Origin of the sequence: Streptomyces niger, assembly GCF_000718305.1 — a bacterium.
In the GTDB taxonomy this organism is placed as follows: domain Bacteria; phylum Actinomycetota; class Actinomycetes; order Streptomycetales; family Streptomycetaceae; genus Streptomyces; species Streptomyces niger.
The window spans coordinates 377,486-403,251 of sequence record NZ_JOFQ01000002.1 but is presented as its reverse complement, the minus strand read 5'-3'; the positions used below and the strand labels follow the sequence as shown (position 1 = coordinate 403,251).

Annotated in this window: 22 protein-coding genes; 7 read left to right on the top strand and 15 right to left on the bottom strand. The window is 71.5% G+C overall.

What is annotated here, in order from left to right:
• Positions 1–106: 106 nt before the first annotated feature.
• Genes IF20_RS38965 through IF20_RS05620 form a run of 3 tightly spaced genes read left to right on the top strand, consistent with a single transcriptional unit; the run spans position 107 to position 4,664 of the window.
• Complete coding sequence (locus IF20_RS38965) at positions 107–2,584, top strand: tetratricopeptide repeat protein (protein WP_052863831.1); 2,478 nt, start codon at positions 107–109, stop codon at positions 2,582–2,584.
• On the top strand, positions 2,581–3,609 hold the full coding sequence (locus IF20_RS05625) for an aminoglycoside phosphotransferase family protein (RefSeq protein ID WP_052863830.1): 1,029 nt from the start codon (positions 2,581–2,583) through the stop codon (positions 3,607–3,609). The genes IF20_RS38965 and IF20_RS05625 overlap by 4 nt, the downstream gene beginning before the upstream one ends.
• Positions 3,606–4,664, top strand: a complete 1,059-nt coding sequence (locus IF20_RS05620) for a phosphotransferase family protein (RefSeq protein WP_052863829.1) — start codon at positions 3,606–3,608, stop codon at positions 4,662–4,664. The genes IF20_RS05625 and IF20_RS05620 overlap by 4 nt, the downstream gene beginning before the upstream one ends.
• An 8-nt stretch (positions 4,665–4,672) precedes the next feature.
• Here the strand turns inward: IF20_RS05620 and IF20_RS05615 are convergent, their stop codons facing one another.
• On the bottom strand, positions 4,673–5,638 hold the full coding sequence (locus IF20_RS05615) for a LysR family transcriptional regulator (protein WP_234426514.1): 966 nt from the start codon (positions 5,636–5,638) through the stop codon (positions 4,673–4,675).
• Positions 5,639–5,701: 63 nt separating this feature from the next.
• On the opposite strand from IF20_RS05615, the gene IF20_RS05610 reads away from it, so the two are divergent.
• The gene (locus tag IF20_RS05610; RefSeq protein WP_052863828.1) at positions 5,702–7,021 is read left to right on the top strand and encodes an MFS transporter; all 1,320 of its coding nucleotides are present in this window, start codon (positions 5,702–5,704) and stop codon (positions 7,019–7,021) included.
• 73 nt (positions 7,022–7,094) lie between these two features.
• On the opposite strand, the gene IF20_RS05605 is transcribed toward IF20_RS05610, so the two are convergent.
• The 14 genes from IF20_RS05605 to IF20_RS05540 all read right to left on the bottom strand — a co-directional run bounded on the left by IF20_RS05605 (position 7,095) and on the right by IF20_RS05540 (position 21,888).
• Complete coding sequence (locus IF20_RS05605) at positions 7,095–7,691, bottom strand: Uma2 family endonuclease (RefSeq protein WP_052863827.1); 597 nt, start codon at positions 7,689–7,691, stop codon at positions 7,095–7,097.
• A gap of 124 nt (positions 7,692–7,815) precedes the next feature.
• On the bottom strand, positions 7,816–8,163 hold the full coding sequence (locus tag IF20_RS05600) for a DUF3140 domain-containing protein (protein WP_110943837.1): 348 nt from the start codon (positions 8,161–8,163) through the stop codon (positions 7,816–7,818).
• Between the two features lie 4 nt (positions 8,164–8,167).
• Positions 8,168–8,425 (bottom strand): hypervirulence associated TUDOR domain-containing protein, encoded by a 258-nt coding sequence (locus IF20_RS05595; RefSeq protein ID WP_052863826.1) that lies wholly within the window; start codon positions 8,423–8,425, stop codon positions 8,168–8,170.
• Between the two features lie 85 nt (positions 8,426–8,510).
• Positions 8,511–9,788 (bottom strand): thymidine phosphorylase, encoded by a 1,278-nt coding sequence (locus tag IF20_RS05590; protein WP_052863825.1) that lies wholly within the window; start codon positions 9,786–9,788, stop codon positions 8,511–8,513.
• A gap of 97 nt (positions 9,789–9,885) precedes the next feature.
• On the bottom strand, positions 9,886–10,230 hold the full coding sequence (locus tag IF20_RS05585; RefSeq protein ID WP_234426538.1) for a cytidine deaminase: 345 nt from the start codon (positions 10,228–10,230) through the stop codon (positions 9,886–9,888).
• Positions 10,231–10,318: 88 nt separating this feature from the next.
• On the bottom strand, positions 10,319–11,614 hold the full coding sequence (locus IF20_RS05580) for an ABC transporter permease (protein WP_052863824.1): 1,296 nt from the start codon (positions 11,612–11,614) through the stop codon (positions 10,319–10,321).
• Entirely contained in the window at positions 11,611–12,717 is a 1,107-nt protein-coding gene (locus IF20_RS05575; protein WP_052863823.1) for an ABC transporter permease, read from the bottom strand. Before IF20_RS05575 ends, IF20_RS05580 begins: the two co-directional genes overlap by 4 nt.
• Entirely contained in the window at positions 12,714–14,309 is a 1,596-nt protein-coding gene (locus tag IF20_RS05570; protein WP_110943835.1) for an ABC transporter ATP-binding protein, read from the bottom strand. Before IF20_RS05570 ends, IF20_RS05575 begins: the two co-directional genes overlap by 4 nt.
• Before the next feature lie 93 nt (positions 14,310–14,402).
• The gene (locus IF20_RS05565) at positions 14,403–15,437 is read right to left on the bottom strand and encodes a BMP family lipoprotein (RefSeq protein ID WP_052863821.1); all 1,035 of its coding nucleotides are present in this window, start codon (positions 15,435–15,437) and stop codon (positions 14,403–14,405) included.
• A gap of 132 nt (positions 15,438–15,569) precedes the next feature.
• Positions 15,570–16,808: an amidohydrolase gene (locus IF20_RS05560; RefSeq protein WP_052864051.1), complete on the bottom strand. Its 1,239-nt coding sequence runs from the start codon at positions 16,806–16,808 to the stop codon at positions 15,570–15,572.
• 197 nt (positions 16,809–17,005) lie between these two features.
• Positions 17,006–18,199: a hypothetical protein gene (locus IF20_RS05555; protein WP_199896500.1), complete on the bottom strand. Its 1,194-nt coding sequence runs from the start codon at positions 18,197–18,199 to the stop codon at positions 17,006–17,008.
• 20 nt (positions 18,200–18,219) lie between these two features.
• Positions 18,220–19,152 (bottom strand): N-acetylneuraminate synthase family protein, encoded by a 933-nt coding sequence (locus IF20_RS05550; protein WP_052863819.1) that lies wholly within the window; start codon positions 19,150–19,152, stop codon positions 18,220–18,222.
• 103 nt (positions 19,153–19,255) lie between these two features.
• Entirely contained in the window at positions 19,256–20,533 is a 1,278-nt protein-coding gene (locus IF20_RS05545; protein ID WP_052863818.1) for an acylneuraminate cytidylyltransferase, read from the bottom strand.
• A gap of 35 nt (positions 20,534–20,568) precedes the next feature.
• Positions 20,569–21,888, bottom strand: a complete 1,320-nt coding sequence (locus tag IF20_RS05540; RefSeq protein ID WP_052863817.1) for a DUF6716 putative glycosyltransferase — start codon at positions 21,886–21,888, stop codon at positions 20,569–20,571.
• A gap of 187 nt (positions 21,889–22,075) precedes the next feature.
• Between IF20_RS05540 and IF20_RS05535 the strand changes: the two genes are divergently transcribed.
• The 3 genes from IF20_RS05535 to IF20_RS05525 are packed head-to-tail and all read left to right on the top strand — an operon-like array spanning position 22,076 to position 25,589.
• Complete coding sequence (locus IF20_RS05535; protein ID WP_052863816.1) at positions 22,076–23,053, top strand: glycosyltransferase family 2 protein; 978 nt, start codon at positions 22,076–22,078, stop codon at positions 23,051–23,053.
• Positions 23,053–24,462: a polysialyltransferase family glycosyltransferase gene (locus IF20_RS05530; RefSeq protein ID WP_052863815.1), complete on the top strand. Its 1,410-nt coding sequence runs from the start codon at positions 23,053–23,055 to the stop codon at positions 24,460–24,462. Before IF20_RS05535 ends, IF20_RS05530 begins: the two co-directional genes overlap by 1 nt.
• The gene (locus IF20_RS05525; protein WP_052863814.1) at positions 24,459–25,589 is read left to right on the top strand and encodes an acyltransferase family protein; all 1,131 of its coding nucleotides are present in this window, start codon (positions 24,459–24,461) and stop codon (positions 25,587–25,589) included. Before IF20_RS05530 ends, IF20_RS05525 begins: the two co-directional genes overlap by 4 nt.
• The last annotated feature ends 177 nt before the right edge of the window (positions 25,590–25,766 follow it).

Below are 25,766 nucleotides of genomic sequence, written 5' to 3'. Positions count from 1 at the left end.
GCAACATCAACTGCGGTGCGCACCACAGCGGTTGTGGGTAACCTCCCGAGGGCGAAGCAGACGAACGGGGGATACGGGGATGCCGATCGGGCCGCGATACCGGAGAGTGCCCGCGCTGCAACGGCAGTTCTTCAACAGGGAATCCGTACTGACGGCCTATGACGAGGAACTGCGGAACGCGGCCCCGGACGCGGGGCCGCGCATCCTGAACGTGGTGGGCGTCGGCGGGATCGGGAAGTCCCGGCTGCTCCAGGAGTTACGGAACAGGACCGGGCCCGGATTCCGCACCGCCCGCCTCGATCTGCAGATACCGGCGATGCGCCAGCAGGAGGACGCGCTGGCGGTGCTGCGCACCGAGTTCGGGGCGCAGGGGATCAAGTTCGACCGGTTCGACATCGCCTACGCGGCCCTTTGGCAGCGGGTCCACCCGCAGCTGCGCATGGACCGGGCGAACACCCCGTTCGCCGAGGAGAGCGACATCCTGTCGAAGATTCTCGACGATGCGATGGGGTTCCCGGTCTTCGGCACCGCGGCGGGACTTGTCCGGCTCGCGGGCCGGGCGATCTCCAACCGGCACCGCAAACACCGCATCGCCACCGACCCGACCCTGCAGGACCTCGACAGCCTCTCCAACGCCGAGCTCGGCTACGCGGTGACGTATCTGCTCGCCGAGGAGCTGCGCGAGGCGAGCACGGAGCAGCCGTTCGTCCTGTACGTGGATGCGTACGAGGCGCTCGTCCCCACCCCGCTCCCCGGCGGCAAGAGCTTCGGCGCGGACGCGTGGCTGCGGGACCTGCTCAGCCAGCTGCAGGGCGGCCTGACCGTCGTGGCGAGCCGCGAACCGCTGCAGTGGGCGACGTACGACCGGGACTGGGCCGCGGTGATCCGGGAGGCGGTCGTCGAGGGCCTGCCGATGACCGCACGCATGGAGCTGCTGACCGCCGCGGGGATCACCGAGCTGCCCCGGCAGCGGTCCATCGCCGAGGCCAGCGCGGGCGTGCCGTTCTACCTGCACCTCGCGGTCGACACCCAGGCGCAGCACTCCGCGCGGCTGGAGACGGCGCGGACGTCCGAGCAGATCGTCCAGCGGTTCCTGCAGCACGTCGCGCCGGACGAGGTGCGGATTCTGGAGCTGCTGAGCATCGCCCGGACCTTCGATTTCGAGACCTTCCGGGCCCTCGGCCGGGCTTTCGACCTGCCGGCCCACCTGCTGACGTGGGAGTCCCTGACCGCCTACTCGTTCACCTATCCCCTGCCGCACGGCAGCTACCGGCTGCACCAGCTCATGGTCGCCGCGCTGCAGACGCACCTGTCGCCGGCGATACAGCGCGGCGTCCACCGCCTCCTGCACTCCCACTGGGAAGGCATCGCCGGGCAGGCCTCGGCCGCTCGGGACGGGGGCCGGGCCAGCCGCACCTCACCGCTGCGCGAGGCCGTCTACCACGGTCTGCACGCCGGTGACCTGTCCGCGGCGGACATCCTCGACGCGGCCGACCGTGGTCTGACGGCGGGTGGCCGGCAGACGGTCGACGGCATCGTCCAGGACATACGGGACTACCTGGCCGGCCGCAGCGGGGGCGCCGGCGGCGGCCCGGACGACGCGATCAAGGAAGCGGCCGACTGCCTCGAGGCGGAGTCCCTGCTCGCACTCGGCAACGCACGGGCCGCGATCGATCTCGCACCCGAGGTGACGCGGCGCGCCGGTACCACCGTGTCGGCCCGGCTGTCCCTCGCGGCGGCCAACGCCCGCCGTATCGCGGGCGAGAGCCGGGTGGCCGCGGACATCTTCCAGCAGGTGTGGGCGGAGCAGGACGGGCCGGTCCAGCTCTCGGCCGGGTTCTGCCTCGCCGACATCCGGATGTGGCAGGGAGACTTCGTCGGCGCGTTCGCGCTGGCCGAGGACGTCCTGCGGATGTGCCCGGCAGAGCGCGGCGTCGTCCGCGCGGATGTGAAGCGGCTGCTCCACCTCGGGCACCGCTTCCTAATGCAGTACGACGAGGCCGCCGAGTTGCTGGAGCAGGCGCAGGCCGAGTACCGCCGGGCGGCCGACCCGTTCGGCCTGGCGAACATCCTCACCAACCGGGCCGAGCTGCTGGTGTTCACCGACCCGCCGGCCGCCGTCGCGGCGGCCGGCGAAGCCCTGGCTGCCCAGCGCGATCTGGGCGCCCAGCACGAGATCGGCAAGGTCTACACCGCGATGGCCATGGCCCAGATCCGGCTGGGCGAGTTCGAGCGCGCCGCTTCCTCTTTCCTGAGCGCCCACGCCGCCCTCGATCGCGCCGGCTACCGATCCGGCAAGGCGCGGGCCGAGATGTTCCGGGCGCTCCTCCTGGCACGGCAGGCCGACCCGGACGGTGCGCTCGCGGTGCTGCGCGGGGCGGCTGCCGAGTTCGAAGCGTGCGATGTCTATCCGTCCCTGGTGCTCGCCATCCAGCGGGCGGCGGAACGGCTCGGGCTCGACGACCCGGAGCTGGTCGCGGCGGCGGCCCGGGCCCGTCCGTACGTACAGCCGCCGGGCACCGTCGAGGCCCTGGAACGCCGGACGGACGCCATGCTGACGCTCTTCCTGGAGGCCGGGGCGTGAACTGGCCGGAACTGTACGCGGCGGCGCTGGCGGCCACCGGCGCCGCGGCCGGCTACTACAACCGCAACATCGGCGTGCCGTCCCCCGAGGGCAAGGTCAACGTACGCATCCCGCTCCCGGCCGCACAGATCATGGACGTACGGCTGTGGCGTGAGGAGGACGTGCTCACCGCCGTCCGTCCCTACGTCGACCGGGCCCCGGGCCTGCGGCACGTGTCGGAGGAGCCCCGGTACCAGATCCAGACCTTCATCGAGGGGAACCTCCTCGACGGGTTCTCGCCCCGCGGGAGCGCGGTGCCCGGCCACGTGATCGGCGACACGGTCCAGGTACTGCGCCAGTTGACGGCCGTCCCGCAGGAGAAGGTGCCCGCACTGCCGGAGGACTGGCCCGCCTCCGGGGACTCCCCCTCGTTCGGGCTGCGGCTCGCCGCGCTCACACGGGAGATCCATGCCACGCACCGCACGGAGTACGCGGCAGTCTTCGCCGCGTTCGGCTTCCCGGCGGACCCGCTCGCCCCCGTGAGCGACCGGTGGGCGGGGCTCACGCCGCGGCCGTTCGCCGTCCTCCACGCGGACCTGCACCGCAAGAACATGATCGTGTCGTCCGGTGCGACGTGGTTCCTGGACTGGGAGCTGGCACTGTGGGGCGACCCGGCCTACGAGGTCGCCCTCCACCTGCACAAGATGGACTACCCGGAACACCAGCGGGAGACGTTCCTGCGCCGCTGGCTCGACGGACTGCCACCGGAGTCGACGCGCGGCTGGGAACCGGACGTCCGCCTCTACCGGCAGCACGAACAGATCAAGTCGGCGATCGTCGACACGATCCGGTACTCGCAACAGCTGACCGACCCCGGCACCAGCCCGACCACCCACGACTTCCTGGTCACACGACTGGCCAAGAAGGTGAACGCCGCACGCCTGCACTGGGGCCTGTCCCCCGACCTGACCCCGCAGCGCGTCCGGACGGGTCTCCTGGAGTTGCCGGCGTACGCGCGCGGACGAAAGGCAGTGACCGGCGGATGAGGAACGCGATCGCCCTCTACGAGGAAGCGTGCAAGCGGGACGACGCACACAGCGGGTACTACAACCGCAACGTGCGCGTACCGTCCGACGACGGTGCGGTCATGGTCCGCATCCCCACGCCCGGCTCGGACTCGATGGACCTCACGATGTGGCGCGAGCAGGACCTGCTCGACGCCATCCGTGCGTATGTCGGCTCCGCGCCCCAACTGCTGCACGCCCAGTCGGACCCGCCCTTCCAGATCCACGAGTTCATCGAAGGGGACCTGCTGGACGACGTCTGCCCGGCCGGCACCCCGATTCCCGATCGGGTGTTCCACGGCATCCAGGACCTGTTCGGGCAGCTGCTGCGCGTCCCGTCCGGAAAGCTGCCCGGCGCGCCGGAGGGCTGGCCCGAGGACGGTGACACCGTGGGGTTCGCCGGGCGGTTGTTCGCTCTCGTCCGGGACATCCGCGCCGCCGGGGACGGACCTACTCAGGAGCTGTACCGGGAACTGGGCGTGCCCGAGGACCCCTGCGCCTTCCTGGTCCGTGCCGCCGGCGACCTGCAGTCGCGCCCGTTCCGGCTGCTGCACGCGGACATCCACCGCAAGAACATCATCGTCGGCCCGGCCCGCACCGTCTTCCTCGACTGGGAACTGGCCTTGTGGGGTGACCCCGTCTACGACCTGGCCGACCACCTGCACAAGATGGCCTACCTGCCGGACGAGGAGAAGCGGATGCGGGCCGCCTGGGCAGCGGCGGCCCCCGCCGAGTGCCGGGCGGGCTGGGCGGCGGACGTCCGCTTCTATCTGGCGTACGAGCGGATGAAGTCGGCGGTGGTGGACACGGTGCGCTGGGCCCGGTTGATCTCCGCCGCCACGACCGAGGCGGAGCGGCGGACGTTCGCCCGGGAGCTCGGCGCGAAGTTCGACGCGGCGCGGCCCTTCTGGGGCCCGGACGCCCGCACCGCCTCGCAGCCGGCGGACTTCGAGCGGGCGGCGGCGCGCTGGGCGCGGCGGACGGCCCGGCACCGCAGCTCCGGCTCAGCACCGCACCCGCCGCCCTCGGGGCAGTGACTGCCCTCTCAGTGCAGCAACTGCCCCCGGCGGCTGAGGAGGAACTTTTTGAAGGCGGCCACCGGGGGTGTGTCGACGTGGCCGTCGAGCCAGGCGACGCCGATCTCGCGGACGGCGCGGGGGGCGGTGACGGTGAGTTCTACGACGCCGGGGCGCGGCACCGGCGGGGGTGGCAGCAGGGCGACGCCCAGGCCCGCGGCGACCAGGCCGCGCAGCGTCTCCGCCTCCTCGCCCTCGAAGGCGACCTTCGGGGTGAAGCCGGCCTCGGCGCAGAGGGCGTCGGTGATGCGCCGCAGCCCGAAGCCCGGCTCCAGGCTGACGAACAGCTCGTCGGCGGCCTCGGCGAGGCGGATGCGCTTGCGGCCGGCGAGCGGGTGGTCGTCGGGGACGACCAGGCGCAGCTTCTGCTCGTCCAGCCGGCGGGCGACCAGTTCCGGCGCGTCCGGCACCGGGGAGGTCAGGCACAGGTCGAGGTCGCCGGCGCGCAGCCGGTCGAGCATCGCCTCGCCGTAGGTCTGCACGAGCTGGAAGCGGACCTTGGGGTGGTCGGCGCGGAAGGTGCGCAGCAGGCCCGGTACGGTCTCGGAGCCGAGGGTGTGCAGGAAGCCGAAGGCGACCTTGCCGGCGGTCGGGTCGGCGTCGGCGCGCACGGACTCCGCGGCCCGCTCGATGTCGCTCAGCGCGCGTTCCACGGAGGCGAGGAAGGCGCGGCCCGCGGGGCTGAGGGAGAGGGTGCGGCCGTGCCGGGCGAAGAGCGCGACGCCCAGCTCCTCCTCCAGGCGGACGATGGCGCGGCTCAGGGTCGGCTGTGGCATGCCCAGCTCGTACGCGGCGCGGGTCACGTGCTCGTGCCGGGCCACCGCCTCGAACTGGGCGAGGCGCGGCGCCAGCGCCAGCGCCCAGGACGAAATGGGGATGTCTTTTCTGTTGCGAAGCTGCAACAGGGCCCGCTGTGAGCTGTACTCATGCCGCATGGAATCGATTATGGCGTTTCAATGCATTGGACGCATGAACTGAGCCAGTCGTACGTTCGAGCCATGCCTCCTGCTGATACCAGGGCGTCCGCCACCACCCGCGCGGACGCCTCTGACCAGTCGTCCACCACCGTCGATTCCGCCGCGACCGCTGCCGACCCCGAAGCCGGCAAGCTGCGGCCCGGGGGCCCCGGTTACCGCCGGATGAGCTTCGCGCTCTTCGCGTCCGGCATCTCGACCTTCGCCCTCCTCTACTCCACGCAGGCGCTGCTGCCCGCCATCTCCGACGACCTCGGGGTGACGCCGGACCAAGCCAGCTGGACCGTGTCTGCGGCGACCTTCGGCCTCGCGCTCGCGGTGCTGCCGCTGAGCGCCTGTTCGGAGCGGTTCGGCCGCCGCACGATGATGACCGTGTCGCTGAGCGTCGCCGCCGTGATCGCGATGCTGGTGCCCTTCGCGCCCTCGATCGGTGCGCTGATCGCGCTGCGCGGCATCCAGGGCGTGGCGCTGGCCGGCGTGCCGGCCTCGGCGATGGCCTTCCTGGCCGAGGAGGTACGGGCCAAGGCGCTGGTCGCCGCGGTGGGGCTGTTCGTCGCCGGCAACAGCATCGGCGGCATGTCGGGCCGGATCGTGACCGGCTGGGTCGCCCAGGCCTGGGGCTGGCGCGCGGCGCTGGCAGCGGTCGGCGCGATGGCCGTGCTCTGCGCGGTGGTCTTCCGGCTGATGGTGCCGAAGGCGCGGCACTTCGTACCGAAGGCGGTCGGGCCCAAGGCGCTCGGCAGGACGATCCTCGGGCACCTCTCCGACCCGCTGCTCTGCCGGCTGTACGCCATCGGCGCGCTCTTCATGACGGTCTTCGGCGCGGTCTACACGGTGATCGGCTACCGCCTCGTCGGCGCGCCGTTCTCGCTGCCGCAGGGCATCGCGGGCTCGGTCTTCCTGGTCTACCTCGTCGGCACGGTCTCCTCGGCAGCGGCCGGGCGCCTGGTCGGCCGGCTGGGGCGGCGCGGGGCGCTGTACCTGGCCGTGGGCACGACGGCGACGGGTCTGCTGCTGTCGCTGGCCGGCATCCTGATCCTGGTCGTCCTCGGCCTGGTCCTGATCACCGCCGGCTTCTTCGCGGGCCACGCGGTGGCGTCGTCGGCGGTCAGCCGTACGGCGAAGACGGCCCGCGCGCAGGCCTCGGCGCTGTACCAGAGCGCGTACTACATCGGCTCCAGCGTCGGCGGTGCGCTCGGCGCCGCGGCCTTCCACGCGGGCGGCTGGGCCGCCACGGTCGCCCTCGGCCTGCTGGCCATGGTCGCGGCGGCGTCGGTCACGCTGTACGCCACGCGCAAGGCGGTCGCCGAGCGCCGCGTCCTGCAGATGCAGAAGGCCGCGTAACGCGGCCCAAGAGCCCGGAGGGGCCGCCCCGCCACCTGTCCTGGCGGGACGGCCCCTTCGTCTTCGTGCCGCGTCAGTCGGTGGGGAAGATCCCGGTGTCGAGGGTGAGACCGAAGGGAGCAGGGAGCTCAACCGGATCGCCGAACTTGCCACTCCACAGGACGCGATAGACGTCGTCCGTCGGCTCGCCGAAGAGGGTGATGGTCGGTCCACCAGGGGCCCATCGGTCGACGAGCAGGTAGAGCGGGACACCGGCCGTGGCATATCCTGCGGCCTTCGCGATCCGATCGTGACTCGCGTTGGACTTCGAAGTGACCTCGACGATCAGCTCAGCAGCGGATGCCGGTACGTAGTCGCCCGGTTCCCTGCCAAGGACGACGTCGTCCGGGACCACTGCGAGATCCGGGATGTAGTACCCCCTACGCGGAGGAACCGCAGTTCCCAGGGTCTGGTAAATGTCCCAGTCCTCCGGGAGCACGGAGTACAAACGCCGCTGAATCTTCACGGCGATGAAGTTGTGGTGCTCGCTGGGTGCTGGCGACACGGTGACGATCCCCTCGATGATCTCCACCTTGCAGCCCTCGGGTGCGTCCGTCTGCTCCCAGATGCGGACGAGCTCGTCCCACTCGGGGTCGTTACTCGACGCATGGTCGACGGTGAGTGCGCTCATGGCGGTCTCCTCTATCGGTACGTCACCGATCCCAGCATGCCGAACTGGACCCGAACCGGTCCACCGATCTCGTTCACCCGAATGAGGAAACCGCAGGTCAGGCGGTACGTTTCTGCTCACGCGCCTATTTCTTCAGCGGGTCGTGGCCCCAGTTCATCAGGGAGTGGCGCCAGGTGGAGTCCTCGACGTCGCCCTTGGGGCGCTGGGCCATGTGCCGGTGGACGTAGCCGGTGACCTTGCGCATGTGGGCGTAGTCGCCGTCGGAGAGGTCGTCGCGCTTGGTCTTGAGGATGCCGACGATCTTCCGGCCGGAGTCGTGGCCGACGGACTCGCCGCCGTCCTTGTGCTGGCCGGCGTCCTTGGACTCGTCCGTCTTCAGCCACTTGTCCAGCTCGGACGGGGACATGTTCACCGCGTCCTTGAAGTCGCGCCAGGTCGCGTCGTGGCCGTCGTGGTCGTCCTGTTTCGCCACGGCGTCACTTGCCCTTCTTCTTGAGGGCGCCGGGCTTGTGCACAGCGGAGCCGCCGGACTTCTCGCTGCGGACCTTGTACTGGGGGTCGTCCGGCGAGGCGTCGACCGTGCGGCCGGCCTCCTCGGTGCGCTGGGTGATCTTCTTCTCGACCTCGCCGACCGCCTCGCTGCCGTGGCTCTTCCAGGTGACCTTGTCGCCCTTGCTGAGGTCGTCCTGGCTCTTCCGGCCGCTCTTGTGACTCTTCTCGTTCTTCTTCGCCATGCGGTCAGGAGAACACCGGAGCGCCGGCGGCGCGCGGCGGGCGCGTCCGCTCGGAGCACGCCCGCCGCCGTCCGCCCCGAGGGGGTTACGCGATGCGGTCCAGGACGATCGGATCCGGGGTGAAGTCCGTGCCGGGCGGGGCGATCAGTACGCCACCGTCCAGGGCCTCGATGGCGGACGCGAACTTCTCCGGGGTGTCGGTGTGGAGGGTGAGCAGGGGCTGGCCGGCCTGGACCGCGTCGCCGGGCTTGGCGTGGAGCTCGACGCCGGCGCCGGCCTGTACCGGGTCCTCCTTGCGGGCGCGGCCCGCGCCGAGGCGCCAGGCGGCGAGGCCGACGGCGTAGGCGTCGAGGGTGGTGAGGACGCCGGTGGTGGCGGCGTTCACGACGTGCTGCTCGCGGGCGACCGGGAGCGGCGCGTCGGGGTCGCCGCCCTGGGCCTGGATCATGCGGCGCCAGTGGTCCATGGCGGAGCCGTCGGCGAGCGCCTTGGCCGGGTCGGCGTCGGGGAGGCCGGCCGCGGTGAGCATCTCGCGGGCGAGCGCGAGGGTGAGTTCGACGACGTCGGCGGGGCCGCCGCCGGCCAGCACCTCGACGGATTCGCGGACTTCGAGGGCGTTGCCGGCGGTCAGGCCGAGGGGGGTGGCCATGTTGGTGAGCAGCGCTGTGGTGCGTACGCCGTGGTCGGTGCCGAGTTCGACCATGGTGGCGGCGAGCTCGCGGGCGTCGTCGAGGTTCTTCATGAAGGCGCCGGAGCCGACCTTCACGTCCAGGACGAGGGAGCCGGTGCCCTCGGCGATCTTCTTGGACATGATGGAGGAGGCGATCAGCGGGATCGACTCGACGGTGCCCGTCACGTCGCGGAGCGCGTACAGCTTCTTGTCGGCGGGGGCGAGGCCCGCGCCCGCCGCGCAGATGACGGAGCCGACGTCGTGCAGGATGCTCAGCATCTCGTCGTTGGTGAGGTCGGCGCGCCAGCCGGGGACGGCCTCCAGCTTGTCCAGGGTGCCGCCGGTGTGGCCGAGGCCGCGCCCTGAGAGCTGCGGCACGGCGGCGCCGCAGGCGGCGACCAGCGGCGCGAGCGGGAGGGTGATCTTGTCGCCGACGCCGCCGGTGGAGTGCTTGTCGGCGGTGGGCCGGGTCAGGGACGAGAAGTCCATCCGCTCACCGCTGTTGATCATCGCGGCGGTCCAGCGGGCGATCTCCTTGCGGTTCATGCCGTTGAGGAGGATCGCCATGGCGAGGGACGACATCTGCTCGTGCGCGACCTCGCCGCGGGTGTACGCGTCGATGATCCAGTCGATCTGGTCGTCGGTCAGTTCGGCGCGGTCGCGCTTGGCGCGGATGACGGAGATGGCGTCCATCGGCTTCCTTTCCATGGCTGTTCCCCTGCCTGCACACACGTCGGTTCCCTGTCTGCACGCTCATGTCTACACGCATAGACGCGGTGCGGGAAACGCTTCAGCGCGACAGGTGTTCCGGCCCGAAGGCGTCCGGGAGGAGGTCGTTCAGCGGGCGAATGCCGGCCTCGGTGTCGACCAGCAGGTCCGGGCCGCCGTGCTCGTAGAGCAGCTGGCGGCAACGGCCGCAGGGGATCAGCACCTTGCCGTACCGGTCCACGCAGGCGAACGCGGTGAGCCGGCCGCCGCCGGTCGCGAACAGCTCGGAGACCAGGCCGCATTCGGCACACAAGCCGAGGCCGTACGAGGCGTTCTCCACGTTGCAGCCGGTGACGGTGCGGCCGTCGTCCACGAGGGCCGCCGCACCGACGGGATAGTCGGAGTAGGGCGCGTAGGCCCGGGACATCGCGTCCCGGGCCCGCTCGCGCAGCTTCTCCCAGTCGGGAGCATCGATCACGTGCGACGGCCCCCTCGGGTTCCGCAGACCTCGTTCGTCATGTGCCCTGGCCCCTTCGGTACGCCTTGCCGATGGCTTTCGGTGCCCGTAGCCGCTGCGCCGACAGCGACAGGACCAGCAGCGTAGCGATGTAGGGCGCGACGGAGACGATTTCCAGCGGGACCGTGTCGGTCGTGGCGTACCAGAGGGCGAGCAGGACGGCGACGGCGATGCTGGCGATGCCCTGGATGCGGTGGCCGCCGCGCAGCTTCCAGATCGCGAGGCCGACCAGCAGCACCGCGAGCAGGAGCAGCAGCGCGTGCACGGTCTCGCCGCCGCCGCGCAGTTGGAAGGCGTCCATGAAGCCGAAGAGGCCCGCGCCCATGGCGACGCCGCCGGGCCGCCAGTTGCCGAAGATCATGGTGGCGAGGCCGATGTAGCCGCGGCCGCCCGTCTGTCCGTCCTGGTAGATGTGCACGTAGATGGCGAGGAACGCGCCGCCGAGGCCGGCCAGCGCGCCGGAGGTGACCACCGCGGCGTACTTGTACGTGTAGACGTTGACGCCCAGCGACTCGGCCGCGATCGGGCTCTCGCCGCAGGAGCGCAGCCGCAGTCCGAAGGACGAGCGCCAGAGGACGAAGAAGCTGGCGGCGAAGACGGCGAGCGTGGCGACGGTCAGCCAGGAGACGTTGGTGACCAGCGAGCCGAGGATGCCGGCCAGGTCGGAGACCAGGAACCAGTGGTGTTTCTCGACGGACAGCAGCCAGTCGGAGAGGCCGGGCACCGTGAAGGTCGGCATGTCGGCCATCGGCGGGGACTGCTTGTCGTTGCCGCCCGCCTGCGCCGCCGCGCTGCCCTCCGCGCCGAACCACAGCTTGGCCAGGAACTGCGTGAGGCCCAGCGCCATGATGTTGACGGCGACGCCGGAGATGATGTGGTCGACGCCGAAGGTGACGGTGGCGATGGCGTGGATGAGCCCGCCGAGCGCGCCGCCGAGGACGCCGGCCAGCGCCGCCGCCCAGGGGCCGTACTGCCAGCCGATCCAGCCGGCCGAGAACGCGCCGAGCATCATCATGCCTTCGAGGCCGATGTTGATGACGCCGGAGCGCTCGGCCCACAGGCCGCCGAGGCCCGCGAGGCCGATCGGCACGGCGGCGTTCAGCGCTGCCGTGTACTGGCCGGAGCCGGTGAGGTCGGTGGCGCCGGTGACGACGCGCAGCAGGGAGAGCAGGACGAGGGCGCCCGCGAGGATCAGCAGGACCTTGGGGTAGGTCAGCTTCGTACGGACGGCGGCGAGCCGGCCGCCCTTGCCGCCGGGGTCCTTCGTGGCCGGGGCCGTGAGGTTCTGGCTCACGCGGACACCTCCGCCTTGTCGGTCTTGCGGGCCTGCGCGGCGAGCTCCTCGCCGACCTTGCGCTGCTGGAGCCGCTGGCCGTAGCGGCGTACGACCTCGTAGGCGATGACGACGCACAGGACGATGACGCCCTGCATCACGCCGACGATCTCCTGCTCGTAGTCCTCGAACTCCAGCTGGGTGCCGGTGCGTTCCAGGAAGCCCCACAGCAGCGCGCCGGCGGCCATGCCGAGGGGGTGGTTGCGGCCGAGCAGCGCGATGGCGATGCCGGTGAAGCCGATGCCGACGGGGAAGTCGGTGCCGTAGTTGTACGAGACGCCGAGCAGCGTCGGCATGCCGATCAGGCCTGCTGCCGCGCCGGAGAGCAGCATGGAGGTGACGACCATGCGCTTGACGCTGACGCCGCCGGCCTGCGCGGCGGACTCGGACTGCCCGACGGTCCGCAGGTCGAAGCCGAAGCGGGTGCGGCCGAGCACGAACCAGTACGCGACGCCGGCGATCGCCGCGACGACGAGGAAGCCGTCGAGCGGGTCGGGCTGGGTCGGGATGGTGAAGAAGTGGCTGGAGGCCGGCAGGTTCGGGGTGTGGAAGAGGTTGCCGTCCTTGACCGCGAGCCGGCCTTCCTGGAGGAAGTAGCCGATCACGGCGGCCGCGATGGAGTTCAGCATGATGGTCGTGATGACCTCGCTGACCCCGCGGGTGGTCTTCAGGATGCCGGCGATGCCCGCCCAGACCGAGCCGACCAGCATCGCCACGATGATGATCAGCGGGATCTGGAGGAAGCCGGGGAGGGTGAGGGCGCCGCCGACGACCGCGGCGAAGAAGGCCGCGATGCGGTACTGGCCGTCCACGCCGATGTTGAAGAGGTTCATCCGGAAGCCGATGGCCACGGCCAGCGCGGAGAGGTAGTACGGCACCGCCTTGTTGATGATCCAGACCTGGCTGTCGCTCTTGGAGCCGAAGTCCACCATCACGGTGTAGGCGTGGAGCGGGTCCTTGCCGGTGGCCAGGATGATCACCGAGGTGATGACCAGGGCCGCGACGATGGCGAGGACCGGCGCGGCGATGCCCAGGGTGAGCTTCGTACGGTCGATCTTCTTCACTCCGCCGCACCTCCCCCGGTCTCCGTGCCGTCCTCGACGTGCTCCAGGTGGCCGCTGGCGGCGCCGGTCATGGCCGAGCCCAACTCCTCGGGGGTGACGGTGGCGGGGTCGGCGTCCGCGACCAGTCGGCCCCGGTACATCACCCGCAGGGTGTCGGACAGGCCGATCAGCTCGTCCAGGTCGGCGGAGATCAGCAGCACGGCCAGACCCTCGCGCCGGGCCTCGCGTATCTGGTCCCAGATCTGCGCCTGCGCGCCGACGTCCACGCCGCGCGTGGGGTGCGCCGCGATCAGCAGCTTGGGGTGGTGGCTCATCTCGCGGCCGACGATCAGCTTCTGCTGGTTGCCGCCGGAGAGCGAGGCCGCGGTGACCTCGATGCCGGGGGTGCGGACGTCGTACTCGGCGACGATCCGCTCGGTGTCGGTACGGGCCGCCTTCAGGTCCAGCAGCCGGCCGCGGGAGTTGGGCTTCTCGGTGACGTGGCCGAGGATGCGGTTCTCCCACAGCGGGGCCTGCAGCAGCAGGCCGTGCCGGTGCCGGTCCTCGGGGACGTAGCCGATGCCGTCCTCGCGCCGCTTGCGGGTGGGCGCGTGGCTGATGTCCGCGCCGTCCAGGGTGATGGTGCCGCCGTCCGGGTCGCGCATGCCCATGATGGCCTCGACCAGCTCGGCCTGGCCGTTGCCCTCCACGCCCGCGATGCCCAGGACCTCGCCCTTGTGGATGGTGAAGCCGATGCCGTCCAGGACCGCGCGGACGACGCCGTCGGGGTCGGTGGCGCTCAGGTGCAGCGCGTCGACCGTCAGCATCGGGGTGTCGGTGACGGTGGACTCGCGGGTCTCCGGGGAGGGCAGCTCGCTGCCGACCATCAGCTCGGCCAGCTGCTTGGGGGTGGTCTCCCCCGGCGCCACGGAGGCGACGGTGGTGCCGCGCCGGATGACGGTGATGTCGTCGGCGACGGAGAGCACCTCGCCCAGCTTGTGCGAGATGAAGAGGACGGTGAGGCCCTCGGCCTTGAGCTCGCGCAGGTTGTCGAAGAGCGCGTCGACCTCCTGCGGGACCAGCACCGCCGTCGGCTCGTCGAGGATGAGCGTACGGGCGCCGCGGTAGAGGACCTTGAGGATCTCCACGCGCTGCCGGTCGGCGACGCCCAGGTCCTCGACCAGCACGTCGGGCCGTACGTTCAGCCCGTACCGGTCGGAGACCTCGACGACGGCCGCGCGGGCCGCGGCGCCGATGCCGTGCAGCTTCTCGGCGCCCAGGACGATGTTCTCCAGGACGGTGAGGTTGTCGGCGAGCATGAAGTGCTGGTGCACCATGCCGATGCCGCGGGCGATGGCGTCGGCGGGGCTCGCGAAGGAGACCTGCTCGCCGTCGATGGTGATGGTGCCCTCGTCCGGCTTCTGCATGCCGTAGAGGATCTTCATCAGGGTGGATTTGCCCGCGCCGTTCTCGCCGACCAGGGCGTGCACGGAGCCGCGCCGGACGGTGATGTCGATGTCGTGGTTGGCGACGACGCCGGGGAACCGCTTGGTGATGCCGCGGAGTTCGACGGCGGGGGCACGCTCCGCCGGGGGGCTGCTGGACGCTGTGATGGCGCACTCTCCTGGGAGAGAAGGAAAGAGGGAGGGCGGGGCGGCCGGGCGGCCCCGCCCTCGGACCGGGCTCGTGGAGCCCCGGACGGATTCTTACTTGGCGGGCGTCTCGGGGACCTTGACGTCCCCGTCGACGATCTTCTTCCGCGCGGCCTCGATCTTGTCCTTGATGTCGTCGATGTAGCCGCCGGAGGTGGCCAGCTTGACGCCGTTCTGCTTGAGCGTGAGGTGGGCGGTGCCGGTCAGCGGCTTGCCGTCCTTGACGCTCTTGATCACGTCGTAGACCGCCACGTCGACGTTCTTCACGACGGAGGTGAGGATGTGGTCCTTGTACTTGGCCAGGCCCGGCTGCGCGTACTGGTCGGAGTCCACGCCGATGGCCCAGGTGCCCTTCTTGCCGGCGACCATCTCGATCGAGCCGGCGCCGGACTGGCCCGCCGCGGTGTAGATGACGTCGTTGTTGCTGTCGAGCATGCCCTTGGCCTTGCCCTTGGCGGCGGCCGGGTCGTTGAAGCCCTTGTCGTCGTTGGCGTAGAGGTACTGCGCCGTGACCTTGACCTTGGGGTCGGTGTCCTTGACCCCCTGCTCGAAGCCGGCCTGGAACTTCTGGATCAGCGCGTTGTTCACGCCGCCGATGAAGCCGACCTTCTTGGTCTTGGTCTTCAGCGCCGCGGCCACGCCGGCGAGGTAGGAGCCCTCGTTCTCGGTGAAGTTGATGCCGTAGACGTTCTTGGCGGCGGACGGCGCGTCCACCACCGCGAAGGTGGTCTTCGGGAACTTCTTGGCGACCTTGTTGACGGAGTTGCCGTAATTGAAGCCGACGCCGATGACGGGGTTGTAGCCGGCCTCGGCGAGGGAGGTGAGCCGCTGCTCGCGGTCGGCCTCGGTCTCGCCGTTCTTGGCGGTCATGAGCTTGGACTTGACGCCCAGGTCCTTCTCGGCCTTGTCGGTGCCGCGGGCCGCGGCCTCGTTGAACGAGTGGTCGTCCCGGCCGCCGACGTCGAACGCGAGGCCGACGCCCTTGTCCTTGCCGGCGGCCTCGGTGGAGGATTCACCACAGGCGGTGAGCGAGAGAGCGAGAGCCGCGGAGGCTATGCCCGCGGCAGCGATCTTGGTAACCCGGCGCACGAGGGGTCCCCTTCGACTCGTAGCGCCTCCTACGGCGCTGATTCCGCCGCATCGTAACGCGCGTAGATGCCAGCGAAAGGGGTGTCCGGAAGCCGTTATCGGATCGTCGCGAAGCGGGCGCTACGGGTGCGTTTACAGCGCGTTTCGATCGAGCAACGCGGCGGCTGTGAACAGCTCGACGCCCACCCGGACCGCCTCCTCGTCGACATCGAAGTCGCCCTGGTGAAGGTCGCGTCCGACCGGGTCGCCGACCGGCTTCACGCCCAGCCGGGCCATCGCGCCGGGCACCTTCTCCAGGTACCAGGAGAAGTCCTCGCCGCCGAGGGACTGCTCGGTGTCCTCCACCGACTCCGGGCCGCGGCGGGCCGCCATGGCGTTCTGCAGCAGCTGGGTGGTGAGCGGCTCGTTGACCACCGGCGGCACCCCGCGCACGTACGTGATCTGGGACTTGGCGCGGTGCAGCGTGGCGACCTCGTCGATCGCGGAGTACACCAGGTCCGGGGCGCGCCGCCAGGCCTCCAGGTCCAGGCAGCGGACGGTGCCGGACAGCTCGGCGCGCTGCGGGATGACGTTGCACGCGTGGCCGGTCTCCAGCCGGCCCCAGGTCACGGCGAGGCCGGCGCGGGCGTCGACCCGGCGGGCGATCAGCGCGGGCACGTCGACGGCGACCCGGGCCGCGGCGGTGACCAGGTCGGTGGTCAGGTGCGGCCGCGCGGTGTGGCCGCCGGGGCCCTCCAGCGCGACCTCCAGCCGGTCGCAGGCGGAGGTGATCGCGCCGGTCCGCAGCCCGATCCGGCCCACCTCGACCTTGGGGTCGCAGTGCACGGCCAGGATCCGGCCCACCCCCTCCAGCACGCCGGAGTCGATCGCGTCGGTGGCGCCGCCGGGCAGCACCTCCTCGGCGGGCTGGAACAGCAGCCGCACGGGCCCGGGCAGCAGCCCCTGCGCCGCGAGGTCGGCGAGCACCAGGCCGGCGCCGAGCACGACGGTGGTGTGCACGTCGTGGCCGCAGGCGTGCGCGCGGTCGGGCACCGTCGAGCGGTAGTCGACGGTCTTGGTGTCCGGGATGGGCAGCGCGTCGATGTCGGCACGCAGTGCCAGCATGGGGCGGTCCGCGTTCGGTGTCGTACCGGGGTCCCGGCCGATGTCGCAGATCAGTCCGGTACCGGTGTCCAGGACACGGGGGGACAGGCCGGCCTTCTCCAGTCGCGCCTTGAGCGCCGCCGTGGTGCGGAACTCCTGGTTCCCGAGCTCCGGATGCATGTGCAAGTCCCGCCGGAAGGCGATGAGTTCGGCGCGCAACTCCTCGGTGAGCGCTCCGGGCAGGGTCCCCCGTGCGGGGCTGGCATCGGCTTCGGGTCCGCGGGACATCAGTTGGTTCACCCGCTGAAGGTTACGGGGCCGAGCGGGGCAACTGTCCGTCGATCAACAAAAGTTCAGCCCGTTAGGGGAAGACAATCTAGGCCGCCCGGCGCATGGACAGGTCATCAAGGGGGTATGACGTAGGGTTTCACGTACCGGCGAATCCCAAACCCCGATCGTGCGGCCGGCCCTGGCCCCCGGCCCCGTCAGCAGGACCCGGCGAAGGTGAGTCGCTGCACGTCACGGGCGGTCCCGGTGACCCCGGAGAGGAAGCCCTGGGCGCGCGGCGAGGCCTTGGTGGTGAGCCAGGCCGGGTCCACGTCGCAGACCGCGACCTTGACCCCGGTGCCGGCCAGCGCGAGCGGCAGGGTGTGCACCACGGTGGACGGGAAGCTGAGGATCGTCCGTCCTATGGGTCCGCGCCGGGCGATCAGTTCGAGCGGCAGGTCGGGCCGGACGATCTCCAGGCCGGTGGCGGCGGCCAGCGCGTGCAGCTTCTCGGCGCTCTCTCTTCGGTGCGCGAAGTAGCGGGTGGCGCCGTGCGTACGGGCCAGGGCGCGGACGGCGGCGAGGTAGTGGTCCGGGTCGACGACGCCGGTCTCGACCAGGGAGGTGCCCACGATGTCGGTGCCGCGGGTGAGCCGGGGCGGGCCGAAGCGGGCCCGGGTCCAGGCGAACTCGTTGGCGGTGACCGGCACGCCCGGCGGCGGCTCGACGGGCATCGAGGAGAAGACACCGACGGTACGGCGGTCGCTGTCGGGTACGGGCGTCAGCCGGCGGCGCGCGGCCGCGGAGAACGGCGCGAAGACCAGGTCGCGCGGGCTCCGGCTGCCGCCGCTACGGTGCCAGCGCACCAGCTGCTCGCCGCGCGCGAGCTGGGAGATGAACTCCATGGTGGCGGTGCCGTCGTCGACGACGACCAGGTCCCGCGCCCGGGTGAGGGTCAGCAGGAGCTGGACGTAGCGCGAGAACGGGTCGCCGATGACGATGCGGCGGGCGCGGCGCAGCAGCGGGGTGAGGCCCCCGATGGTCCGCAGGGGGGCGGCCGCGCCGCCGCGCGCCTCCTCCCAGCGGACCGTCCATCCCTCGTCCCGCGCCAGCTCCGCCATCCGGCGCAGCTGGCCGCGGGTCATCGGGTCGTGCGGGGAGAGCACGACGACCGTGAGCCGGCCGGCCTGTACGGCCTGGTGCAGGTGCGCCCATTCCAGGACGTTGAGCAGCTGCACGGGGCTCTCGACGAAGGCGAGGGTGGCCCCGGTGGCGTCCGAGTGCTGCCGGGGCTCCCCCCTCCGCGTGCGGCGGGCGGCCCTGCGGGAGTCAGGGCGTGCCGCCGCCTCCTGGGCCGGGCCCCCACGCCCGGCCTCGGGGACAGGGCCCCGGGCCCCGTCTGCTGCGCTCACGGTGTCGTCGCGCTTTCTGTTCAGACCGAGACCGGCTCGCGGTCGGCGGCCTCGGCCTCGGCGACGACGCCCGCGACGCGGCGGAGCTTCTTCATCGGGCCGAGCTCGCTCTCGTAGACCTTCTTGACGCCGTCACCGAGGGACTCCTCGATGGTGCGGATGTCGCGGACCAGCCGGGTCAGGCCCTGCGGCTCGACGGAGGCGGCCTGGTCCGAGCCCCACATGGCGCGGTCGAGGGTGATGTGGCGCTCGACGAAGGTGGCGCCGAGGGCGACGGCGGCGAGGGTGGTCTGCAGGCCGGTCTCGTGGCCGGAGTAGCCGATCGGGACGTTCGGGTACTCGTCCTGCAGGGTGTTGATCATCCGCAGGTTCAGCTCCTCGGCCTTGGCCGGGTAGGTGCTGGTGGCGTGGCAGAGCAGGATGTTGTCGCTGCCCAGGACCTCGACCGCGTGGCGGATCTGCTTCGGGGTGGACATGCCGGTGGAGAGGATGACCGTGCGGCCGGTGGCGCGCATGGCCTTCAGCAGCTCGTCGTCGGTCAGCGAGGCGGAGGCCACCTTGTAGCAGGGCACGTCGAACTTCTCCAGGAAGGCGACGGACTCCACGTCCCACGGGGAGGCGAACCACTGGATGTTGCGCTTCTTGCAGTAGTCGTCGATGGCGCGGTAGCCGTCCTCGTCGAACTCCACGCGGTGGCGGTAGTCGATGTAGGTCATCCGGCCCCAGGGGGTGTCGCGCTCGATGTCCCACTGGTCGCGCGGGGTGCAGATCTCGGGGGTGCGCTTCTGGAACTTCACCGCGTCGCAGCCGGCGTCGGCGGCGGCGTCGATGAGCGCGAAGGCGTTCTCCAGGTCTCCGTTGTGGTTGATGCCGATCTCACCGGTGACGTACACGGGGTGGCCGGGCCCGGCGATCCGGTTGCCGAGGGTGCGGAGGCGGTTGTTGCTGGTCATGACGGAGAGTTCCTTCGTTGTCGGGTGTCTCTCGCAGAGACGGGGACGGTTGTTCCGGAGGGGTCCGGCGGGTGTGTCCGGGTGGGTTCCGGGACGGGGTGCCTCAGAGAGACGGGCCGAGGAGCCAGGAGGCGATCTCGCGGATCGCCCCGCTGCCCCCGGGAGTCGAGGTGACGGCGCGGGCTGCGCCGCGTACGACGTCGTGGGCGTTGGCGACCGCCACGGGCCAGCCGACGAGGCCGAAGCACGGGAGGTCGTTGGCGTCGTTGCCGACGTAGAGCACGCGCTCGGGCGCGATGCCCTGGTCCTCGCACCACTGCTTGAGGGCGAGGTCCTTGCGGTCGATGCCGTGCAGGACCGGGATCTGCAGTTTCCGGGCCCGCGCGGCGACGACCGGGTTCTGTTCCGTGGACAGGATGAGCATCTTCAGCTGCCCCGACTTGCGCAGGGCGCCGATGCCCAGGCCGTCGCCGCGGTGCACGGCGACGATCTCCCGTCCGTCGGCGTCGATCAGCACCCGGTCGTCGGTCTGGGTGCCGTCGAAGTCGAGTACGACCGCGTCCACGTCGTCCACGGTGGGCAGCGCCCCGGGCCGCGGGGCGTCGAGGAGGGGCGCGAGGGCGCGGGCGCGGGCCAGGTCGTGCGGGTCGTCGACCTCCAGCACGCGGGCCGGGTCGGTGCGCACCAGCTCGGTACGGCCGAAGAACCGGTGGTTCGCGGTGCGGAAGCCGGCCGCGTCCATGGCGTAGGCGGCGCCGGTCTCCAGGAGGTCCTGGGGCCGGTCCTGGCGGCGCGGCCGGAAGGATTTGTCGTGGTTGACGCCGTAGCCGCCCTCGGTCGTGGCGACGGTGGCCACCGGGGCGTCCGGACCGTCGGCGGTGCGCGCGTCGCGGTCCGCGCCGATGCCCGAGGAGGCGTCGTCGGCGGCGTCGCGCCAGACGAAGCCGTGGAAGGGGGCGACGGTCAGGGCCGAGTCGGCGCCCTGCTCGACGACCGCCGCCGCCACCCCGTCGATGTCCTCGCGGACGATGAAGGGGCTGGTGCACTGGACGAGGAGGACCGCGTCGACGGCGGTGCCGTGCTCGGTCTCGTAGGCGTCCATGGCGTGCAGGACGGCAGCCTCGCTGGTGGCGGTGTCGCCGGCGATCGCGGTGGGCCGGCGGACGATCACCGCGCCGGCGCCGCGGGCCGCGGCGGCGATCGCGTCGTCGTCGGTGGAGACCACCACGTCGGTGATCAGGCGGGCCGCCAGGCACTCGCGCACCGCGCGGGCCACCAGGGGCACGCCGCCGACGGCGGCGAGGTTCTTGGCGGGGACGCCCTTGGATCCGCCTCTGGCGGGGATGACGGCGATGACAGTGGGCCGGTCGGTCGGCGGCATGTCAGGCTCCTTCCGGAGGCCGGTCGAGGGGGAGGTCACAGCTGGCCCCAGCGGCGGATGGCGGGGGCGACGCGCTGCACGCCGTGCCGGTAGGCGCCGCGGGCCGCCTCGCGGACGGTGTCGCGGGCCACCCGGCGCAGTCCGGTCGGCCCGGCGGCCTCGGCCTCGTAGCCGGGCAGCGGGTCGCCCTGGGGGTCCAGGCCGTGCCGGGCGAGGATGCCGGGCAGGTAGCCGGGGGCCGTGCGGGGTGTGTAGTACGGGGCGAGCGGCGGCAGCGTGTCGGCGTCCAGCAGCTCGGTGACGCGGGCACGGGCCGCGTCGAAGGCCTTCTCGTACGACCCTTCGGCGCACACGCCCTGCGCGGCGACCCACTCCGGGTCGGGCTCGGGCAGGTACCCGGCGTCCAGCTCGTCCCAGGAGGCCAGGCAGCCGGAGCCGAGGAAGTGATGGTTGCCGAGGGCCTCGCGGATGCCGAGGTCGGTGAGGACGGCGGTGGGGACGCCGCGGTGCAGGGACTCCAGCGCGGCGGTCGAGGAGACCGTGACCATCAGGTCGGTGCGGTCCAGGACCTCGCCCATGTTCCCGTAGACCAGGCGGCAGTTGGCGGGCAGCCCGCCGGGGACCTTCGCCGCGAGCTTCTGGTACGGCAGTTCCTCGATGTGCGTGGTGTGCTCGCCCGGCTTGCTGCGGAGCTTGATGAGCACCTCGCGGCCCGGGTGGCGGCGGGCGTGCTCGACGGCGCGGCGCAGCAGGTAGGCGCGGTCGTTCCGGTTGTCCGGCACGGAGGGCTGGACGGCGAAGACGACGGTGCGCACCTCGTCCGTGCGGTCGTGCGGGGCCCCGCCGAGGAAGGGCAGCGCGCACTCCACGACGCTGCGGTCGTCGGCGTGCACGCCTCGGTAGACCGCGCGAAAGCGGTCCGCGTCGTGCCGCGAGTTGGCGAGCACCACGTCGGCGCCGTGCCGCAGCAGCAGCCCGTCGGCGAGCTTCTCGTAGACCACGCCGACGTAGCCGGTGACGACCACGGGACGGCGGCCGCTGCCCTCCCAGGCGCGGGCCAGGCCGTGCAGCATCGCCTGCACCGCGCCGCCCACGCAGGACAGCAGCACCACGTCGTAGGCGGTACGGTCGACGGACCGCACGAAGTCGACCCCGCGGATCTCGCGCAGCGCGTCCGCCCGGGCCCCGACCTCGTCGAGCTGCCGGACGGTGGGCGTGGCGCGGCCGCGGAGCAGGAAGCCGTCGAGCCGGCAGCCGGGCTGGAGGCGGTGCGCCGTGAGGGCGCCCCACTTCCACCGGGTGTCCGAATCGGCGAGGACCGCGACCCGCGGCGTGGAAGGTGTACGTGATGGCACGTCGAAGACGCTAGGAAGGCATTTCGATTCGTGGGCCAACTGAGGCGCAACAAAGGGTTAACAGCACATCGACGAACGGCGAACCGGCAGGCCGGAAAGGGTGGTTAACCATTCCGCCATTCTTCGTTCACCTTGACGTACGCGGGCGGTAAAGACGAATGCCGGAGCCGCACCTAACGTCACGTGAGTGGTTAAGCTCTCCGTCATCGTGCCGTTCTACAACGTGCAGACATACGCGCCCGACACCCTGAGAAGTCTCGCGGCCAACGCGCGGGACGACTTCGAATTCCTCCTCGTCGACGACTGCTCGCGCGACGAGACGCCGCAGATTCTGGAGCGCGCCGAACGCGAACTGCCGGGCGCGCGGCTGCTGCGGCACGAGCAGAACGGCGGCCTGGCCACCGCCCGCAACACCGGCCTGGACGCGGCCCGCGGTGAATACATCGCCTTCCTGGACGGGGACGACTGGCTCGCCCCCGGCTACTACCAGGAGCTCCTCGGCGCGATCGAGGAGCTGGGCTGCGACTTCGTCCGCACCGACCACGTGCAGTGCACCGCGCGGGCCCGCTCCGTGCACCGGGTGCCGCACGGCCGGCGCGGCGTCGTCCTGGACCCGCGCGATTTGATCCTGCCCGCCGACCGCTCCACCTCGGTGGACTACGCCTTCGCCTGGGCCGGGATGTACCACCGGCGGCTGCTGGACGACGGGGTGCTGCACTTCCGGCACGGGCTGCGTACCGCGGAGGACCGCCCCTGGATCTGGCGGCTGCACCGCGAGGCGAAGTCCATGGCGGTGCTCGGCATGCTGGGCGTGTTCTACCGCCGCGGGGTGGCCTCGTCCCTGACCCAGATCGGTGACGTCCGCCAGCTGGACTTCATCCGGGCATTCGACCAGGTCATCGAGGAGACGGCGAAGGACCGGGACGCGGCGGCACTGCTGCCGAAGGCGGTCCGGACGTATTGCGCCATCATTTCCCACCACCTCGGTTCCATCGAACGTTTCGAACCGCCGGTGGCCCGTAAATTGCGTTCGATGAGTGCCGCGGCATTGAAGCGAATGCCGCAGGACGTATTGAAGGAAGCTCTGGATTCCATGGATGTACAGCGCGCTTCCCGGCTGCGTCGGCTGCGCCGCAAGCCGGTCCCGGTGGAGGTGGCCGCCTGATGTCCGCCGCCGGATTCTCCACACGGTCCGCCGGGCCGCGTACGCAGATCTTCTTCGCGTCCACCCTGTACGGCGCCGCGACCCTGGCCGCGGCGCTGGACGCCGACCGATTCGAGCCGGCCGGCCGCCGCATTCTGCTGGTCAGCAACAATGCCGCCATTCCCGAGACCACTCCGGCGCTGGACGCGATGCCGGGCTTCGAACGGCTGCGGGGGCGGTTCGACGAGGTGCGGTCCTGGAACGAGACGATCTCTCCGTTCCACCCCGGCGGCTGGTCCCCGCGCACCGACGACGCCCCCCTGTGGGAGCGCCACCTCCGGCTGCTCTGGGGCCTCGATGACGCGCCGGTCGAGCTGTTCGTCGAATCCATCCAGGTCAACCCGGCCCTCGCGCTGTGCCAGATCTTCCAGGGCGCGCCCGTCGAGGTCTACGCGGACGGCCTGATGAGCTACGGGCCGACCCGCTCCAAGCTCGACCCGCTGGTCGGCACCCGCATCCGCCGCCTGCTCCACCTGGACCTCGTCCCCGGCCTGAAGCCCCTCCTCCTCACCGAGTTCGGGGTGCCCGCCGAGACCGTGCCGACCGAGCCGTTCCTCGCGGTGCTGGCGGAGCTGGCCGAGGAGGCGGGGCGGCACACGGAGACGGTGTCCGTGCCGGCCGAGGGCGGCGCGCTGCTGCTGGGCCAGTACCTCTCCGCGCTCTCCATCCTCACCCCCGAGGAAGAGGAGGAGCTGCACGTCCAGATGTTGCGCGGGGCCGTGGACCTGGGCCACCGCCGGGTCGTCTTCAAGCCGCACCCGACCGCGCCCGCGCGCTGGTCGCGGGTGCTGGAGGCGGAGGCGGAGCGGCTGGGTGCCGAGCTGACCGTGGTGGACACGCCGCTCCTCGCCGAGGTGCTGTACCAGCGCATGAAGCCCGCGCTGGTCGTCGGCTGCTTCTCCACCGCGCTGCTGACCGCCACCGCGTTCTACGGCCTGCCCGCGGCCCGGATCGGCACGGACCTGCTGCTGGAGCGGCTGGCGCCGTACCAGAACAGCAACCGCGTCCCGGTCACGATCGTCGACGCGCTGCTGCCGCCGCTGACCGACGCGTCCGCGGTGGCCCGCTGGACGCCGCCCACCGAGGGCGCGGTGGCGCGCGAGCTGACCGGCCTGGTCAAGGCGGTCGGGTACGCGATGCAGCACCAGATCTACCCGGACCTGCGCCCGGCGGCCGAGCGTTACCTCTCGGCCCACCTGGACGACTCGACCTGGCGCTACTTCAAGCGCCGCCGGCTCACCGCGCTCGCGCTGCCCGGCGGAGTCCCGGTCCAGCTCGCGTTCATCCCGCGCAATCCCACGGTCCGCCGGGTCGCCAGGCAGGCCCGTGCGGTGCAGCGCCGGCTCAAGAAGCGGGCCGCGTTCGGATGACCACCGCACCGGCTCCCCCCTCCCTCCCCGCCCACCGGCAGCCGGGCGCACCCGTGCCGCTGCGCGCCGTCGGCCCGCCCCGGCTGCGCGCGCTGGACGGGCTGCGCCTGCTCGCCGCCCTGATGGTGGCCGCGTACCACTACGGCGGCCGGGACGGCGAGATCAGCGACGCCTGGGGCGGTTCGCCCACCCACCAGTTCCCGACCGCCTCGCAGTTCTTCGCGTACGGCTGCCTGGGCGTGCAGATCTTCTTCGTCATCAGCGGCTTCGTGATCTGCATGAGCGGCTGGGGGCGGCCGCTCAGGGCGTTCTTCGCCTCCCGCGTCTCCCGCCTCTTCCCCGCCTACTGGGCCGCCGTCATACTCGTGACCGCCGTGTTCGCCCTCCCCTGGGTGGCGTACGAGGCGGTCTCCCCCACCGACGCGCTGACCAACCTCACCATGCTGCAGATGCCGCTGGGCGTGGACCGGGTGCTCGGCGTGTGCTGGACGCTCTGGGCCGAGATGCGCTTCTACGCGCTCTTCGCGCTCTGCGTCGTGCTGCCCGGCGCCACCCGCGGCCGGGTGGTGATGTTCTGCGCCGGCTGGACGCTGGCCGCCGTGGTCGCCGAGGCGGCGAACAACTCCGTCCTCGACATCGTGCTGATGCCGGAGTACGCGCCGTTCTTCATCGGCGGCATCGGCTTCTACCTGATCCACCGCTACGGCCCCCGGGACACCACCGGCTGGGCGATCGTCGCGGTCAGCTGGCTGCTCGGCCAGCACTACGCGGTCACCCGGCTGTGGCACGCGGCGGACCTGCCGAACGCGTTCTCCTACCGCTCCTCGTTCGGCATCATCGCCGTCGTCACCGTCGGCTATCTGCTGGTCGCGGCCGTCGCGCTGGGCAAGCTGCGGTGGGCGAACTGGCGCTGGCTGACCGTCGCCGGCGCGCTGACCTACCCCTTCTACCTGATACACGAACACCTGGGCTGGGTCACGGTGCACTGGCTGCACGTGACCCTCGGCCTCCCCGCTGCGGCCACCCTCCCCCTGACCGTCACGCTGATGCTCGCCCTGGCCTGGTGTCTGTACCGCTTCATAGAGCGCCCCCTGACCCCCCGGCTGAAACGATCCCTCATGGGGTGAACCGAGCGGGCCGGCCGGCCGGTCAGTCCGCGTTCCGGGGTTCCAGCACGGCCTCCAGGTGATGATCCAGAACCACGGCGGCCGCGTCGACGTCGCGCTGTCCGAGCGCGACGTCGCCTCCGCCCCCGCGATGAGGCCTGCGAGCCGGCGCGCCCCTCTCCCCGCGTACCGTCACCG